A 14,911-nucleotide genomic window follows, 5' to 3' on the forward strand; every position below is an offset into this window, starting at 1 on the left:
AGCGACCTGTGAAACATACGACATCGCCACGCTGCTCTGGCTCCAGCCCAAAAGCCACTTTGAGGGCCGGCCGTCTAGACGGTCTCAGACCTTCTGGCCAAGATGGGCGTTCCTCCAGAAATCCCAAGGAATGACAGTCGCGGCTCCCGCGTCTCAAGACATTCTCAAGCCGCACCTTGAGATCGATGGAGGGCACCGACTAGAGGGTGAATTGCGCGTCAGTGGAGCCAAGAATTCCGCCTTGGTGCTGATGACAGCGGCTCTGCTCACCGATGAGCCCCTGACGCTGCACAACGTGCCGCCGCTCACTGACATCGATGGGATGGCGAAAATCCTGATGTCGATGGGCGTGGCCGTCGAGCGCAGCCATGAAACGGTGCGACTTCACGCCGCCACCCTGACCAGTGCAGAGCCGCCCTACGAGCTGGTGAACGGCCTCCGTGCCAGCTTCTTCGCCATCGGCTCCATCTTGGCTCGCTTAGGCCACGCCAAGGTCCCCCTGCCAGGTGGCTGCCGCATCGGAGCGCGTCCTGTGGTGGAGCACATCCGAGGCCTCAAGGCACTCGGAGCCATGGTGACCGTTGAACATGGGGTGGTCACGGCCGCTGTTCCCGGTAAGAGCCAACGCTTAAAAGGCAATTCGATTGTTCTGGACTGCCCGAGCGTCGGCGCCACCGAAACCATCCTGATGGCCGCCACGCTGGCCGATGGCACCAGCGTGATCGAAAACGCCGCGCAGGAGCCTGAGGTTCAAGACCTAGCCAATCTGCTCAACGCCATGGGCGCCTGCATCAGCGGCGCCGGCGGTCCGACGATCACGATCCAAGGTGTCGAACGCTTGCAGGGTTGCGACTACACGGTGATTCCTGACCGAATCGAGGCCGGAACATTTCTATTGGCAGCAGCCATCACCCGCTCCGCCCTGCGGGTCGCGCCGGTGATTCCCGACCATCTCAGCGCTGTGCTGCAGAAGCTGAAAGATTGCGGTTGCAAGCTGGAGTTCGACGGCGACGGCATCGTGATCACTCCTGGTGAAATCCAGGGCATTGACATCACTACACAACCCTTCCCTGGCTTCCCTACCGATCTCCAGGCACCGTTCATGGCTCTGCTGGCCACCGCGAAAGGCACCAGCGTGATCACCGAAAAGATCTACGAAAACCGCATGCAGCATGTGGCGGAACTCCAGCGCATGGGCGCAGCGATCCGCGTTCAAGGCAACAGCGCCGTGGTGGAGGGTGTGCCCTGCCTAAGCGGAGCACCGGTGAAAGGAACCGACTTGAGAGCCTCAGCGGCAATGGTGCTGGCGGGCCTTGTGGCTCAGGGCAAAACACAAGTGAGCGGCCTCAATCACCTGGATCGGGGCTATGCCGGAATCGAGGCCAAGCTCAAAGGAAGCGGCGCACGACTTGAGCGCTGCTAATGCTGAGCCGGAAGGGTCGTCAATCGGCAAAAAGACAGGGTTGAAGATCGCATGAGCACCCGCTCAGGTTGCATCGGGATGGATCGATGCATCGACGGTGAGTTCTGCAATCGAAGTGAAGGAATTCGGCGGGCAAATGCCACGGAAGACACACCACTTGGCGAACAATCCGTGCCGTGTTGATGACGGGCTGCCAGCGTGTAGCATCCATCCAAACCACGTGCAGGCGTGGCGGAATTGGTAGACGCAGCGCACTCAAAATGCGCCGGGGCAACTCTTGTCGGTTCAAGTCCGACCGCCTGTATTGAAGCCACCATGCAGAGCTTGACTGATCAAGCTGTCGCGTGAATTCCTCAGCGTCAGCACTGGGGTGATGCGCAACACCCTCCAACGGGGATGGTGGTCAAGCAACGTTCAGCCAACGTCGCCGATCGATGGCTTGCCTTCAAGATCGAATGATCGTCCCAGCCATTGGCGGCAAAGGGCAAGAAGACTCGCAACAGCATCCATCTCCCAGAAGCTCAGGTCGAATGCTGAACAAACGGCGACGAACCGCCATGGCGCGAATCAGGCACCTGCAAACGGGAGGATGGTGTCATCCGTCACGGCAATCCTGAAGCTTGCCATGGTTTGGTGATTGAGTTACGACCGTAAAAGCATCAAGCGTTAAGCATCAATGCGAAGCCTTCGGAAAACATTCGATCACAGGTTAGAAAGCCTATTCACCACCAAAGAGAATTAATTATATGAAGTGGTTGCTTTCAATCCTTGGAATAGCAAATAAAAAAAAGAGGTCGGCCGATCCAAAAATCGGAGATAATTCGTTTTTTGCGACCAAACAAACATCTGGAGCCCTGCGCTGCCAGTGGCAGCTCAGATCAGAAACGAGAGCAATGATCGACCGAGAGTTTGGCTCCACACTCTTTATCAGAATTCGGGACATCTCAGGGGATCAGTCCATCGCCTCCAAAACAATCGAGGTGCGATCCAATCAGACGGAAGCCTCGATTAACCTCCCAGCGGAAACCGGCAAGATCCTGGTGGACCTTGGCTATCGGTTCGGCGCTGACTTCATCTCCCTTGAGTACCAAATCCTGAATTTTGGGAAAAAAGTGATCCAGATGCCGCGCTACACCGACTGGTTCACTCAGGAATCACCCAACATCCATCAAGAGATGTACGACTTAGCGTCCGCAGGTCGGTCCTTGGGAGGATCGGAGATGGTGCAAAAGGAGGCCTAGTGCGAGCTCAATAATCCACAGACGCGTCTCAGACGAGGCGTCGGCGTTGTCCAAGATGCGCTAGGCAGCCTCAGCGCCAGACTCTTCGTACAACGCTTTCAACTGATCCAATTCAGACATCAAGTAACGGATTTCAAGCCAATCCGTTGAGAGATCGATATCTGTCTCGAGTCGCTCAATCTGACGCTTAAGAAGCTCGGACATGCCAGCGCAGGCAACTGTATTGGTGCCATGAAACCGCGCCGAAGCTGCATTGCAAGCAATTGGTGAATTCCTGACAAGTCGAGGTGAAGCCGCACCTACGAACCAAGCGATGGTTGGGTTTCAATTTCAAGGTTGGATGACTGATTTCAAGGCATCCGGGAGGGTGCTGCGGGAGAATGGCACCACGTTCGTTCCCCTCTGGGACCAGCCCTTACAGATCCATGGTGGATGCCTCGCCAGTGACTCCGTCAGCCGCGGTGATGGGCACATACAACCGCTTCCCGATCGCCTTGCTCCGGGGCAAAGGATGCTGGGTCTGGGATGACCAGAGCCGGCGCCATCTGGATGCTGTCGCCGGGATCGCCACCTGCACCCTGGGCCACAGCAACCGTGCGATACGTAAAGCCCTGACGGGTCAGTTGAGCAAGCTTCAGCACGTCTCGAACCTGTACCAAATTCCGGAACAAGAACAACTGGCAGCCTGGCTAGTGAAGAACAGCTGCGCCGACAGCGTCTTCTTCTGCAATTCCGGTGCTGAAGCCAATGAGGCCGCCATCAAGCTGGCCCGCAAGCACGGTCATCAGAAGCGAGGCATCGAGCGTCCGGTGATTATCACCGCGGCCGCCAGCTTCCACGGACGCACACTCGCCGCCGTCAGCGCCACAGGCCAACCTCGCTATCACCAGGGCTTCGAGCCCATGGTCGAAGGGTTCGAGTTCTTCACCTACAACGACCTCACAGAGTTCGAACAGTTGCTCGAACGTCTTGAACAGAACGGTCCACGCGTGGCTGCCGTGCTGATCGAACCTCTGCAGGGTGAGGGCGGCGTGAACCCGGGTGATCCTGACGTGATGAAGGCGATCCGCCGACACTGTGATGCCCGCAACATTCTGTTGATCTTTGATGAGGTGCAGGTGGGCATGGGTCGCACCGGCACGCTTTGGGGCTATGAACAGCTCGGTGTGGTCCCTGACGCGCTGACGCTGGCCAAAGGCCTAGGAGGTGGCCATGCCGTGGGAGCGCTCATGGTGCGGAGCAACGCGGATGTGTTCGAACCCGGGGACCATGCGAGCACTTTCGGAGGCAACCCCTTCGCCTGTCGTGCGGGGCTGACAGTGGCCAGCGAAATCGCACGACGCAATCTGCTCAGGAATGTGCGCCAACGCGGCGATCAATTGCGAGCCGGTCTGAACCGACTGGTCGAGCGTTATCCAGATCAGCTGGCTGGTAGCCGTGGCTGGGGCCTTCTGCAGGGACTCGTGCTGAAAGACGACTGCGGCATCCAGGCCGTTGATGTGGTGAAAGCAGCGCTGGAAGAACAGTTGCTGTTGGTGCCCGCTGGTGCCCAGGTGGTTCGGATGGTGCCGGCCTTGGTGATCAGCTCCCGCGAAGTGCAGATCCTGCTCACCAGGCTGGAACGAGCCCTGGTCCGCGTGACCTGAGTGGAGCGATCGTCGTCATCCCATCCGCAGGACTTGAGTGACCTGCTGCCGCGATTTGATCTGCGGGGCATGGATCTGTCCCTGGAGCGGATGCAGTTGGCACTGAAACATCTGCAGAGCCCTGCAGGATCGATCCCCGCCGTTCAGGTGGTGGGCACCAATGGCAAAGGATCGATCGCCTGTTTGATCCATCACGGCCTAATGGCGGCGGGCCTTCGTTCCGGCCTGACCACCTCACCCCATCTCGTGAGCTGGTGCGAACGCATCCGGGTCGATGACGCTCTCATCAGGATTGAAACGCTGCGCAAGATCCTGGAATCACTGCAGCCTGTGGTCGAAGAGCATCGTCTGACGCCCTTCGAACAACTGATCTGCGCCGCCCTCGTGCATTTCGATCAACAACAGCCCGACTGGCTGGTGCTGGAGGCTGGGCTGGGCGGTCGACTGGATGCCACCACCGCCCACCCACAACGGCCCTTGATCGCCGTGGGCTCCATTGGTCTCGACCATCGCGAGCATCTCGGACCCACCCTGCAGGCCATCGCTGCCGAGAAAGCCGCGGCCATCGGTCCTGGAGCTCACGTTGTGAGTGGTCCGCAAGAGGCCGCTGTACAGGAGGTGCTCGAACAGCGGGTGAAGGCCATGGCGGGAACCCTGGACTGGGTGGACCCGCTGGATGACACCTGGACTTTGGGGCTGCCAGGCCTCTGGCAACAAGGCAACGCAGCTGTGGCCGCCGCTGCCCTGCAATGGATGGGGAGGGACTCAGGCGCGATCCCCGATGCGGCAATCCGTGAGGGATTGGCAGCGGCCCGATGGCCAGGGAGGCTGCAGTGGATGCGCTGGCAAGGACTGCGCGTGCGCGTGGATGGTGCCCACAACCCACCAGCGGCCGTGCAACTCGACCAGGAACGCCGCCGCTGGTCAGCCGACAGAACGCCACAGACCTGGATCCTGGCGATCCAGGCACACAAACAAGCCCCAGAGATGCTCAACCAGCTTCTGCATCCCGGTGATCAGGCTTGGATCGTGCCGGTACCCGGTCACACGAGCTGGAGTGCAGAGCAACTGAAAGCGCACTGTCCGCATCAGGCCGAGCAGTTGAAATCAGCGGTGAATGCAGCGGAGGCCCTGCGGCAGCTGCAGGCTGAAGGATGGCCGCCCACCGCTCCCGTGATCGCCGGATCTCTTTATTTGATCGGTCAGCTCATGGAAACCGGCTTGGTGCAGGCAGAGTGAAGGCCATGCCGCTCCTCCATGCCATGCACGCGCTGCTGAAGGCCCTCGCCGCATTCGCTCTGATGCTCTGGTTGATGCCGGTGTCGGCCATCGCCCTCGACACCTCGGCAGGGGTGGGGCTGCAAGATCGAGCCCTGTTCCAGGAACGGGTCGACTACACCCTGACCAACCAAAGCGACGTGGACTTCCACGGACAGCAGCTCACCAATACCTCCTTCGCCGGTGCCGTCGGCCGTGGGGCTGATTTCAGCGACACCAACCTTTCGGGCGCAATTTTTACCCAAGGGGCCTTTGCGGATGCCAATTTTCATGGCGCCGACCTCAGTGATGCCCTGATGGATCGTGCCGACTTCACCGGGACGGATCTGCGCGATGCCCTGCTGGTGGGCGTGATTGCCTCCGGCAGCAGCTTCGCCGGAGCGCAAGTGGAAGGGGCTGATTTCAGTGATGCCCTCCTGGACCGCGATGATCAACGCCGCCTCTGTCAGGAAGCCGAAGGTGTCAACCCGGTGACTGGGGTGTTGACCCGCGACAGCCTCAACTGCTGAACCCGCCAAGCTTGCCTGGATTCAGCAATCCGGCCGGATCGAAACGGTGCTTCGTGGCCACCTGATCGCCATCGATCACTCCGAGGCCACCGCCCTCCACCGTGAGCTCATGGGGGTTGAAGATCAGCGCGCCTTGATCGCGGCATTGCTGGATCAGGCGCTCCAGCGCTTCTGCCCCTCGCCAACGCACCAGAGGCAGGGCCGCTAACCGCTGGGCCCCCTGCTGACGCACACCTTCCAGATGCCACAGCAGATCGTCTCCCCAGGACTGTTTCAAGCTGTCCAAAAAGGCGAGCTCAGGCTGGGGCAACAGCATCTGCAAGTAGGTCCAGGCGGAATCCCGTTGCCGGAGATGCAAGGTGGTGTGGTTCCAGGTGAGCTCCTTCAAACCATTGCCGTGCCGATCGGCCTCGGAGCCCAGGTGGGTGACGACGGCTCCTGCTGCTGTCGCCAATCGGTGCACAGTGCTGACCGCATCAGGCGCCACAAGCAGCAACAAACGATCTTTCGCTGACACCGGCAGATCCCACTGGGGCAGCTGCTCCACCACCGCTGCCTCCAACACCGTGCACAGGTGCAGGTCAATAGCCGCTGCACAGCAACGGCGCGCCAGCTCCACGGCCGTGGACCAATCAGGGCAGTCGACCACCAGTTCCTGCCAAGCAATGCTCGGAGCAGTGGCCAACGTGAGAGCCGTCAGGATGCCGTTGGTGCCGTAGGCATGGTTGAGAGCTTCAGCTTCGGAGGCCTCGAGTTGAAGCACCCGGGGCTCCCGCTCCAGGGTCACCACCTCCAGCCCGAGCAAGTGCCCGGGATCGCGGAGAAATCCCCAGCGAACAGAACCAATGCCACCGGAGCCGCCAGCGATGAATCCACCGATCGTGGCGCTGCGCCAAGTGCTCGGCATCAACCGCAGCTGACGCCCCTGGGCCACAAGCTCGCGGTTCAGATCCTTCAGCAGACAACCGCACTCCACCGTGACGTCGCCTGTGACCGGGTCGATGGCACGCACGGACCGGAGATGGCTCATCAGCATCACCACACCGGCCTCGAGCGGAACACACTGGCCGTAATTGCCAGTGCCCGAACCACGCAGCGTGAGCGGCACGCCATTGCGCCGGCAGAGCCCCGCGACCTGCACCACCGCATCGACGCTGTCAGGGCGCACCACCACATCGGCCCGACAATCCGCCAATCGCTCCCGCAGCACCGGCGAATAGTCGTAGGCATCGCGGGAATAACGCTCCAGGTCATCCGGCTCAGTCAGCACGCTCAGACCAGAGATGGCGGTCAGCTCGCTTCGCATGGCATTGGTCAGCATCAGGCTCCCCCCTCACGCACGGTCGATTGAATCTGAAACCGGCTGATCTTCAACCCACTGTTGTTTAATCCACTGCTGTTTAACCCACTGTCCCTGAACCTACGGTCCCTGAACCTACGGTCCCTGAACCCACTCTCCCCCAGCCAGCACACCCCGCGCGCTGGGAATGGCCAGCAATTCCGGCCAGCCCCCTTGCTGGAGATGGATCAGATCCGCTGGAGCACCGATGCGCAGCACGCCATCCCAAGCGAGTCCCATCAGCTGAGCCGCATCGGTCGTGAAGGGCTTCAAACCATGGTGATCCCAGGGAGCGAGCTGCGCGAGGGGCAGGCTCATGGCCATCAACGCCAACGGATCAAGCTGCCCACCGGGGAACCAGGGATCCTGAACGTTGTCGCCACCGACCGCCACACGCAAACCAGCAGTCTGCAGCTGTCGGATCGGTGCCAACGGTCGACGCAGAGGGGTGTTGTCGCCTTGGCGACCGAGCAGCCAGCCATTGGTGAGCGGCAGGGCGACCACCTGCAGCTGCTGACGCGCCATCCGATCGCTCAGATGCCGCAGAGGGCCATCACGCAGAAGCGCCAGGCTGCTGGCATGGCTACAGGTCACCGGGACCGACACCTCCATGCTTTCCATCACCCGCAGAAGCTGACGCATTCCTGCAGCCGGATGTGAGGAGGCCTCATCGATATGAAGATCGACAGGGCACCCAAGCTGATTCGCCAGCTCCAGCAGCCGTCGCAGGCCACGTCGTTCTTGTCGACCTCGACAAGGAGGCTGGATAAAACCACCGAGGGCACCACCGGCCGCAGCAACCGTGGCCGCCAGCTGCTCACCATCGCGGGTCGACCAATGCTCCACCGGCACAAGTGCCACGAGTTGCAGCTCCAGACGATCAAGCCATTGCTGGCGCAGGGCGGTGAGCGCCTCCCAACTGCAGGCAGCACCGGGCCCGACACTGTCGATATGGCTACGAATGGCTCTCAGACCATGACGCCACGCCAACTGAAGCGCACGCTCGCCGCGGGCCTGCACCTGTTGGAGGGTGCGCGTCTGATGCTCTCGGTAGTTGGCCGCTAAAGCCGCCGCAAACGTGCCGTCGGGGTTGGGATGGTCCTTCCAGGAAAAGGCTTTATCCAGGTGAGCATGGGGCTCCACCAGCCGCGGCAGCACCAGGCCCTCGGCTTCCGGCACAGGATCGACCGCATCGATCACCCCTTCTCGCCAACGGATCGAGACGGGAATCAGGCCATCTGATCCCGCGGCTGTCGGCACATCAACGGAGTTCCCGAGGGCGGTCTCAAGAAGCAACCGGGGGCAGCGAGCCTTCAGTGCACCGGAGCGAGATGTCTGCAGCATTGAACTCATTCGCGATCGCCATCCTTGGAGTAGGCATTCAGCATCAGAAACTGACCGGCAATGCCCAGAGTGGTGACGCGATAGCTCGGAAGGCGCAGGCTGGGGAGAAGATCCTGACCGCCAACCTCAGTCACATAAACACTGGCCAGTCCGAGATTCCAACGTCGGGTGAATTGATCGGCCAGAGTTGCCAAGACTGTTTGTTGATCAGCGATCAGACGCGGACAATCACTGATCCACAGCTGAAGCACCAAGGGCAGCACTTGCCTCTGGCAGATTTCTTCGGTGGCCAGGCTGACCAACTGACGGCCGGCAAAAGCGCTGTAGTCCGATCGGCTCGGGTTGGAGAGGGCAAGCGCAGCACCACTTCCGGCCAGCAGCAGCGCTGATGCAACGAGAGTTGCGGAAGGCCAGCGCCTGCGAGGCGAAGACATGCGCTTGGCCAGTGAAGATGAATTGGTAGATTCTTACCGACGCGGCGGGCGTCGCCAAGTGGTTAAGGCAGCGGCTTGTGGCGCCGCTATTCGGGGGTTCGAATCCCCTCGCTCGCCCTTTCACCTCATCACCTTGGGGTCATGGGGTCATCAAGGCTTCCAGTAGACCATCCGCTCCATGACGGATCGGATCTCTGCAGACCAATCCGAGTTGATCACTGAGCTGTTGACTGAGGACAGTGGCCTCGGATTCGTCCAAACGCGCGGTGTTCAGGGCCAGCGCCCGCACTTTCGGTGGGGGTTCACCGCCGACTGGACGGCCGATCGCAGCCAAGGACTCACAGAGCGCAATCAGCTCCTGCAGCGGTGGCAAGGGAATCTGCGGGACCCGTTCGATGCGCGTCTGCTGCGCCCGATGCACCATCAACAAGGCCGTCGGCTGGCTGCCTCGAAGCAACGGCAGGGTGGCCGTGGAGCCTGGATGGCAGAGGGACCCTTGCCCTTCCACGAGCACCAGCCCGGTGTCAGGCAGCGTCGACGCGGCAGCCGTCACCGCAGCTTCAACCGCCCCAGCGGCGTAATCCACGCGCACCGCATCCAAAGGAACGCCCGTCCCACTGATCAGGATCCCAGCCTGACCGGTGCCGACAAAGGCTGAGGGCACGCCGGCACGAAGCGCCGCCTCATGCACAGCCAAACAGGCACTCATCTTGCCGACGGCCATGTCCGAACCAACGGCCAGTACGCGCTTGCAGGGCAGATCGGCAGCGCGCGCTTGCGCCACCTGAAGAACCGCGGGTTCCCGGCGCAGATCCCAGATCCAACGTCCAGGCTGCACCGCTGCATGCAGCACTGGGTCATCGTCTAGCCGGGTGTGAAGACCACTCGCGAGGGACAAGCCGGCCTCAAGGGCGGCCAGCACATCCGCACGCATCGCCTCTGGAAGCACCCCACCGGAGGGAGCCAAACCCACCACCGCAACGCGGGGGCCATAGGGCAGCGCAGCAGCCAAGTCCGCCACCACTGGCACGGACCGGGCAATGCCGGTGACGTCTTGAAGCCGTTCGCCGGCATGGGCGGGGTCGATGACCGCCACAATCGGTCCCTGCCGGTACCGCAGCATCGCCAACCCCGTTTTGCCGGTGAGGCTGTCGAGTCCACCGTGCTGAAGCAACACCACGGGATCCTGCGCCTTCAGCATCCCCGTCCCTCGTGAAGATCAATGCCGAGCCCAGGGGCGGCGGGAACCCTGAGCCGATCCTCATCGAGCTGAAGGCCCGAGTAGGGATCATCAACGAGATTCAGATGGCTGTCGAGATCAGGCCAGCGAATGAACGGCAGCAACTGGGCCGCTGCTCCATTCAGCAGCGAACTGTCGGAATAACAGCCCACCATCAGATCGAGCTTGAGCCGCTGGGCCACGCGGGCCATCAGCAAGGCTTCCGACAAACCTCCTGTTTTCAGCAGCTTGAGATTGACTCCATCGACATGGGGCGCGAGGCGCAGCAAATCCTCAAGCGACCAACAGCTTTCATCGGCCACCAGCGGCATGGGGCAATGCGGTTGCAGGGCCGCAAAACCCGCGGCATCACGTTCAGGGTCCCGTTGGGCAGCCAACGGCTGCTCAAGCAGCACCACATCGGCACGCATCAGATCAGTGACCATGGCTTTCGCTTGATCCAACGTCCAACCACCGTTGGCATCGACCTGAAGCTCCACAGCCCCACCGGTTGACTGCCGCCGGCTCTCCAGCGACTGGGCAACAGCGACCAGCAGAGCGCGATCGTGATCCAGCCCATCTGGACTGCCGAGCTTCAACTTGATGCGGGTGGCAGGCACTTGGTCCCACCAGCGCTGGAGGCGCTGCAGCACCGCCTCAACCGGTGCCAGCCCCAACGTGACGCTGGTGGCGACGGCCACCGATCCATCCAGGGCACAGAGCCGCCAGATCGGTTGCTGCAACGACTTGCCCCACCAGTCCCAGAGGGCCAGATCCACCGCACAGCATGCAGGCGGCGACAAGCCGCGCAAGCAGGCATCAAAGCCATGGCGATCGCGAGGGTTGAGCGCATTGAGCCTGGGCAACAAGGCCTGAAGCTCCGCTTCGATGCCCGCCAGCTGGTAAGTGCGGTGGCCGGTGTCGAGGCCACCTGTTTCACCCCGACCGATGACGCCGTCATGGTCGAGGCGCAGCTCCAGTCGTTCAACCGCTGCGGTGGCGCCCCGGCTGATGGCCAAAGGGACCGCTTTGGTGAGCGGAAACCGACGCAGTCTCCAAGCCATGGCGGGCTTGCACCAATCCTCAAGCTGGCATGCGAATGATGCAACCAGCAAATCAGTTACGGAAGAGACAGACCAGCCGCTTTTCCAGCAGTGAGATCAATCAACTTCCTTTTAAGCATCCCCCACATCCATGGGAAACCGCGTGGTGAACTCCTCGGCAATTCAGCAAATCATGGAGGATGTTCATGCACGCTTCAGAGATCTTCGCGACGGTCGGCCAGCTGACTACATCCCTGAATTAGCCAAGGCCAATCCCGACGATTTCGGCATCGTCATCGCCACCACCGATGGTCGCCTTTACGAAGTAGGAGATACAGCGAAGGACTTCACGATTCAGTCGATCTCCAAACCATTTGCGTTTGGGCTAGCCCTGAAGCTCCTCTCCTCAGAACACATGCTCGCGAAGGTGGGAGTTGAGCCTTCGGGAGATGCCTTCAACGCCATCAGCCTTCATCCGGTCACGGGGATTCCCCGCAACCCGATGATTAATGCCGGCGCCATTGCCACCACTGCCCTGATCTGGGCCCACGATCCCGAACGAGCGGAATCGCTCCTACTGGATTTCCTCTCCGATATGGCTGGTAACCGCCTTTCTGTTGACGAAGACGTATTCCGCTCCGAGCGAGACACCGGACACCGCAACCGGGCAATCGGGTACCTGCTGCGCAACTCCGATGTGATCACATCTTCACCAGAGCAAGCGCTGGAGCTGTATTTCCGACAGTGTGCAGTGTCGGTGAGCTGCCGCGATCTTGCTGTTATGGCGGCCACTCTTGCCTGTCAAGGGCGAAATCCCATCACGAACGTGGTGGGTCTTGATGCCATGTGCAACACCGATGTCCTCGCGGTGATGGGCAGCTGCGGCATGTACGACTACACAGGCCAGTGGCTCTACAACGTGGGCATGCCTGCGAAGAGTGGTGTCGGCGGTGGCGTGATGGCCGTCGTGCCTGGGCGCCTTGGCATTGCTGTCTACTCACCGCCCCTGGATACCTACGGCAACTCCTGCCGAGGCATCGCTGTTTGTGAGGAGCTGTCGAAACGACTCGAACTGCACCTCTTTAACCAGCCCAATCGCGCTGGAACGGTCATTCGTTCCTCCACCAATGGCCAAAAGCGCTATTCGCGGCGCTGGAGAAGCAAAGTCGATTTAGATCTCCTGAAAGAGCACGGCGAGAAGATCAAGGTGATGCAGGTTCAAGGGGTTCTTGACTTTGCAGCCGTAGAAGAACTGCTGGCCCACCTCGAAGGCAGCACGACGAATGAGTCGTTCGTCGTGCTCGACCTGGCCCAAGTGTTGGCGTTACCGAAAGTCAGTATCCGATTACTTCGCGATGCCCTCAGCAACCTGCAAAAGCAAGGCATTTATTGCCTGGCATGTCGAGGCGAACACCTCAAAAATTTCTGGCCAACGAAGGAAAGCGAAGCCGAGGGCTGGTTCGAAAGCCTCGATAGGGCACTGGAAACGGTCGAGAACCGCCTCCTAGAGCAGCTGCACTCCACACAGGGTGGCGAACGACTCCCCAACAACTCCATCACCTTGTTGGCAGACCTCGGCGAGCAAACCAGGTCTCGTTTGATGGAGCTCCTGGAGCGACGCCATTACAGCCGCAACGATCTGCTGTGCCGCAAAGGTGATGCAGGATCGGAACTCTTTTTAGTGGAGACGGGCCTTATCAGTGCAGGAATCAACAGTTCGAAAGCAAGCAAACGGATCCGCTTCGCCACATTCAGCTCAGGTGTGTGCATCGGTGAAATTGCCTTTCTCAACAACCTGCCCCGCACCGCCGACCTCGTGGCTGATGAGGACAGCACCTGCCTTGTGCTCCACCGCGACACCTTCGAGCAACTTCAGCACGAGGAGCCGGAAGTTGCGATCGACATGCTCTTGGCCCTCCACCGCGACGTAGCACGCAAGGTGGATCGCGCCAATCAACAGCTCAGCCTTCTGGAGCAGCGATGACCTTGGGCGGGCCAATGTCCGAGACTGGCATCATGACAGTTTCATCGTTAACGAAACCACTGGCTGGAGCCGCATCATCTCCCTCCAACCGAGGCAGCTACTGGATCACCACCTTCGGCTGCCAGATGAACAAGGCGGATTCCGAGCGGATGGCGGGGATTCTGCAATCCATGGGCTACCGGGAGGCGAGCGCCGAACTGGATGCCGATCTGGTGCTGTACAACACCTGCACGATTCGCGACAACGCCGAGCAGAAGGTCTACAGCTATCTGGGCCGTCAAGCGCAACGCAAACGGACGAACCCGAATCTCACCCTGGTGGTGGCCGGCTGTGTGGCTCAGCAAGAGGGCGAATCCCTCCTCAGGCGAGTGCCAGAGCTGGATCTGGTGATGGGGCCGCAGCATGCCAACCGACTGGAGACCCTGCTGGAACAGGTGGACAGCGGCCAGCAGGTGGTCGCCACCGAAGAGCACCACATCCTTGAAGACATCACCACCGCCCGGCGCGACAGCAGCATCTGCGGCTGGGTGAACGTGATTTACGGCTGCAACGAGCGCTGCACCTACTGCGTCGTGCCCTCGGTCCGAGGCAAGGAGCAGTCACGACTTCCAGAGGCCATCAAGCTGGAGATGGAAGGACTTGCGGCCCAGGGCTACAAGGAAATCACCTTGCTAGGGCAGAACATCGATGCCTACGGGCGAGATCTGCCGGGCATCACCCCGGAAGGACGCCGGCAGCACACGCTCACCGATCTGCTCCATCACGTGCATGACGTGGAGGGGCTTGAACGCATCCGTTTTGCCACGAGCCACCCGCGCTATTTCACCAATCGCTTGATTGATGCCTGCGCCGAGCTCCCGAAGTTGTGCGAGCACTTCCACATCCCCTTCCAGAGCGGCGACAACGACGTGCTGCAGGCCATGGCTCGGGGCTACACGGTAGAACGTTATCGACGGATCATCGATTACATCCGCGAACGGATGCCCAATGCGGCATTGAGCGCCGATGTGATCGTGGCCTTCCCAGGTGAAACCGACGCGCAATACCGACGCACCCTGGATCTGATCGAGGCGATTGGCTTCGATCAGGTGAACACGGCTGCGTACTCCCCTCGCCCCAACACACCAGCAGCGAACTGGAACAACCAACTACCGGAAGAGGTGAAGGTGGCTCGGCTGAAGGAGATCAACGCCCTGGTGGAGCAGTGCGCCCGCAAGGCGAATGCCCGCTACCAGGGCCGCACCGAGGAAGTGCTGGCGGAAGGCATCAACCCGAAGGACCCCACCCAGCTCATGGGACGGACCCGCACCAACCGACTCACCTTTTTCAGTGCAACCGGAGCTGACGGCCAGCGTTACCAGGCCGGTGATCTGGTGAACGTGCACATCGATGCCGTGCGCTCCTTCTCCCTCAGTGGCACTCCCATGCACAGCTGATACCTTTCAGGTTCG

13 protein-coding genes and 2 tRNA genes are annotated in these 14,911 nt (G+C 60.8%); 9 read left to right on the top strand and 6 right to left on the bottom strand.

The genetic code is table 11. The annotated features are described in order from the left end of the window. The first annotated feature begins 130 nt into the window (after positions 1 to 130). From murA to SynA1825c_RS10850, 3 genes are all read left to right on the top strand, one after another. Positions 131 to 1,423 carry a UDP-N-acetylglucosamine 1-carboxyvinyltransferase gene (murA, locus tag SynA1825c_RS10840; RefSeq protein ID WP_186469303.1) on the top strand — a complete coding sequence of 431 codons (1,293 nt, stop codon included), beginning with the start codon at positions 131 to 133 and terminating at the stop codon, positions 1,421 to 1,423. A gap of 222 nt (positions 1,424 to 1,645) precedes the next feature. Further along, positions 1,646 to 1,727 (top strand) — tRNA-Leu (locus SynA1825c_RS10845). Positions 1,728 to 2,178: 451 nt separating this feature from the next. Next, positions 2,179 to 2,664: a hypothetical protein gene (locus SynA1825c_RS10850; RefSeq protein WP_186469304.1), complete on the top strand. Its 486-nt coding sequence runs from the start codon at positions 2,179 to 2,181 to the stop codon at positions 2,662 to 2,664. Positions 2,665 to 2,724: 60 nt separating this feature from the next. Here SynA1825c_RS10850 and SynA1825c_RS10855 read toward each other — a convergent pair whose 3' ends face one another. Next, positions 2,725 to 2,868: a hypothetical protein gene (locus SynA1825c_RS10855; RefSeq protein ID WP_186469305.1), complete on the bottom strand. Its 144-nt coding sequence runs from the start codon at positions 2,866 to 2,868 to the stop codon at positions 2,725 to 2,727. A gap of 260 nt (positions 2,869 to 3,128) precedes the next feature. Here SynA1825c_RS10855 and SynA1825c_RS10860 point away from each other — a divergent pair, with 260 nt between their 5' ends. The 3 genes from SynA1825c_RS10860 to SynA1825c_RS10870 all read left to right on the top strand — a co-directional run bounded on the left by SynA1825c_RS10860 (position 3,129) and on the right by SynA1825c_RS10870 (position 6,097). Further along, entirely contained in the window at positions 3,129 to 4,310 is a 1,182-nt protein-coding gene (locus SynA1825c_RS10860; protein ID WP_186471178.1) for an aspartate aminotransferase family protein, read from the top strand. A gap of 69 nt (positions 4,311 to 4,379) precedes the next feature. Further along, the gene (locus SynA1825c_RS10865; RefSeq protein WP_186471179.1) at positions 4,380 to 5,549 is read left to right on the top strand and encodes a folylpolyglutamate synthase/dihydrofolate synthase family protein; all 1,170 of its coding nucleotides are present in this window, start codon (positions 4,380 to 4,382) and stop codon (positions 5,547 to 5,549) included. 5 nt (positions 5,550 to 5,554) lie between these two features. Then, positions 5,555 to 6,097: a pentapeptide repeat-containing protein gene (locus SynA1825c_RS10870; RefSeq protein WP_255478367.1), complete on the top strand. Its 543-nt coding sequence runs from the start codon at positions 5,555 to 5,557 to the stop codon at positions 6,095 to 6,097. On the opposite strand, the gene SynA1825c_RS10875 is transcribed toward SynA1825c_RS10870, so the two are convergent. The 3 genes from SynA1825c_RS10875 to SynA1825c_RS10885 all read right to left on the bottom strand — a co-directional run bounded on the left by SynA1825c_RS10875 (position 6,087) and on the right by SynA1825c_RS10885 (position 9,214). Next, positions 6,087 to 7,403: an FAD-binding oxidoreductase gene (locus SynA1825c_RS10875; protein WP_255478368.1), complete on the bottom strand. Its 1,317-nt coding sequence runs from the start codon at positions 7,401 to 7,403 to the stop codon at positions 6,087 to 6,089. The two genes, SynA1825c_RS10870 and SynA1825c_RS10875, sit on opposite strands and share 11 nt — an antisense overlap. 129 nt (positions 7,404 to 7,532) lie before the next feature. Next, positions 7,533 to 8,780: an amidohydrolase family protein gene (locus SynA1825c_RS10880; RefSeq protein WP_255478369.1), complete on the bottom strand. Its 1,248-nt coding sequence runs from the start codon at positions 8,778 to 8,780 to the stop codon at positions 7,533 to 7,535. Positions 8,781 to 8,785: 5 nt separating this feature from the next. Continuing rightward, the gene (locus tag SynA1825c_RS10885) at positions 8,786 to 9,214 is read right to left on the bottom strand and encodes a DUF4359 domain-containing protein (RefSeq protein ID WP_186469308.1); all 429 of its coding nucleotides are present in this window, start codon (positions 9,212 to 9,214) and stop codon (positions 8,786 to 8,788) included. A 44-nt stretch (positions 9,215 to 9,258) separates the two neighbouring features. Here SynA1825c_RS10885 and SynA1825c_RS10890 point away from each other — a divergent pair. Further along, a tRNA-His gene (locus SynA1825c_RS10890) sits at positions 9,259 to 9,331 on the top strand. 22 nt (positions 9,332 to 9,353) lie between these two features. Here the strand turns inward: SynA1825c_RS10890 and SynA1825c_RS10895 are convergent. Then, the gene (locus SynA1825c_RS10895; RefSeq protein WP_186469309.1) at positions 9,354 to 10,415 is read right to left on the bottom strand and encodes a DUF1611 domain-containing protein; all 1,062 of its coding nucleotides are present in this window, start codon (positions 10,413 to 10,415) and stop codon (positions 9,354 to 9,356) included. Next, complete coding sequence (locus SynA1825c_RS10900; protein WP_186469310.1) at positions 10,409 to 11,497, bottom strand: enolase C-terminal domain-like protein; 1,089 nt, start codon at positions 11,495 to 11,497, stop codon at positions 10,409 to 10,411. Before SynA1825c_RS10900 ends, SynA1825c_RS10895 begins: the two co-directional genes overlap by 7 nt. 172 nt (positions 11,498 to 11,669) lie before the next feature. Here SynA1825c_RS10900 and glsA point away from each other — a divergent pair, with 172 nt between their 5' ends. Both glsA and miaB read left to right on the top strand, forming a co-directional pair. Further along, positions 11,670 to 13,460 (top strand): glutaminase A, encoded by a 1,791-nt coding sequence (gene glsA / locus SynA1825c_RS10905; protein WP_255478370.1) that lies wholly within the window; start codon positions 11,670 to 11,672, stop codon positions 13,458 to 13,460. 32 nt (positions 13,461 to 13,492) lie between these two features. After that, on the top strand, positions 13,493 to 14,896 hold the full coding sequence (gene miaB / locus SynA1825c_RS10910; RefSeq protein WP_186469312.1) for a tRNA (N6-isopentenyl adenosine(37)-C2)-methylthiotransferase MiaB: 1,404 nt from the start codon (positions 13,493 to 13,495) through the stop codon (positions 14,894 to 14,896). Positions 14,897 to 14,911: the final 15 nt, after the last annotated feature.

This window comes from Synechococcus sp. A18-25c (assembly GCF_014280035.1).
GTDB lineage: Bacteria > Cyanobacteriota > Cyanobacteriia > PCC-6307 > Cyanobiaceae > Synechococcus_C.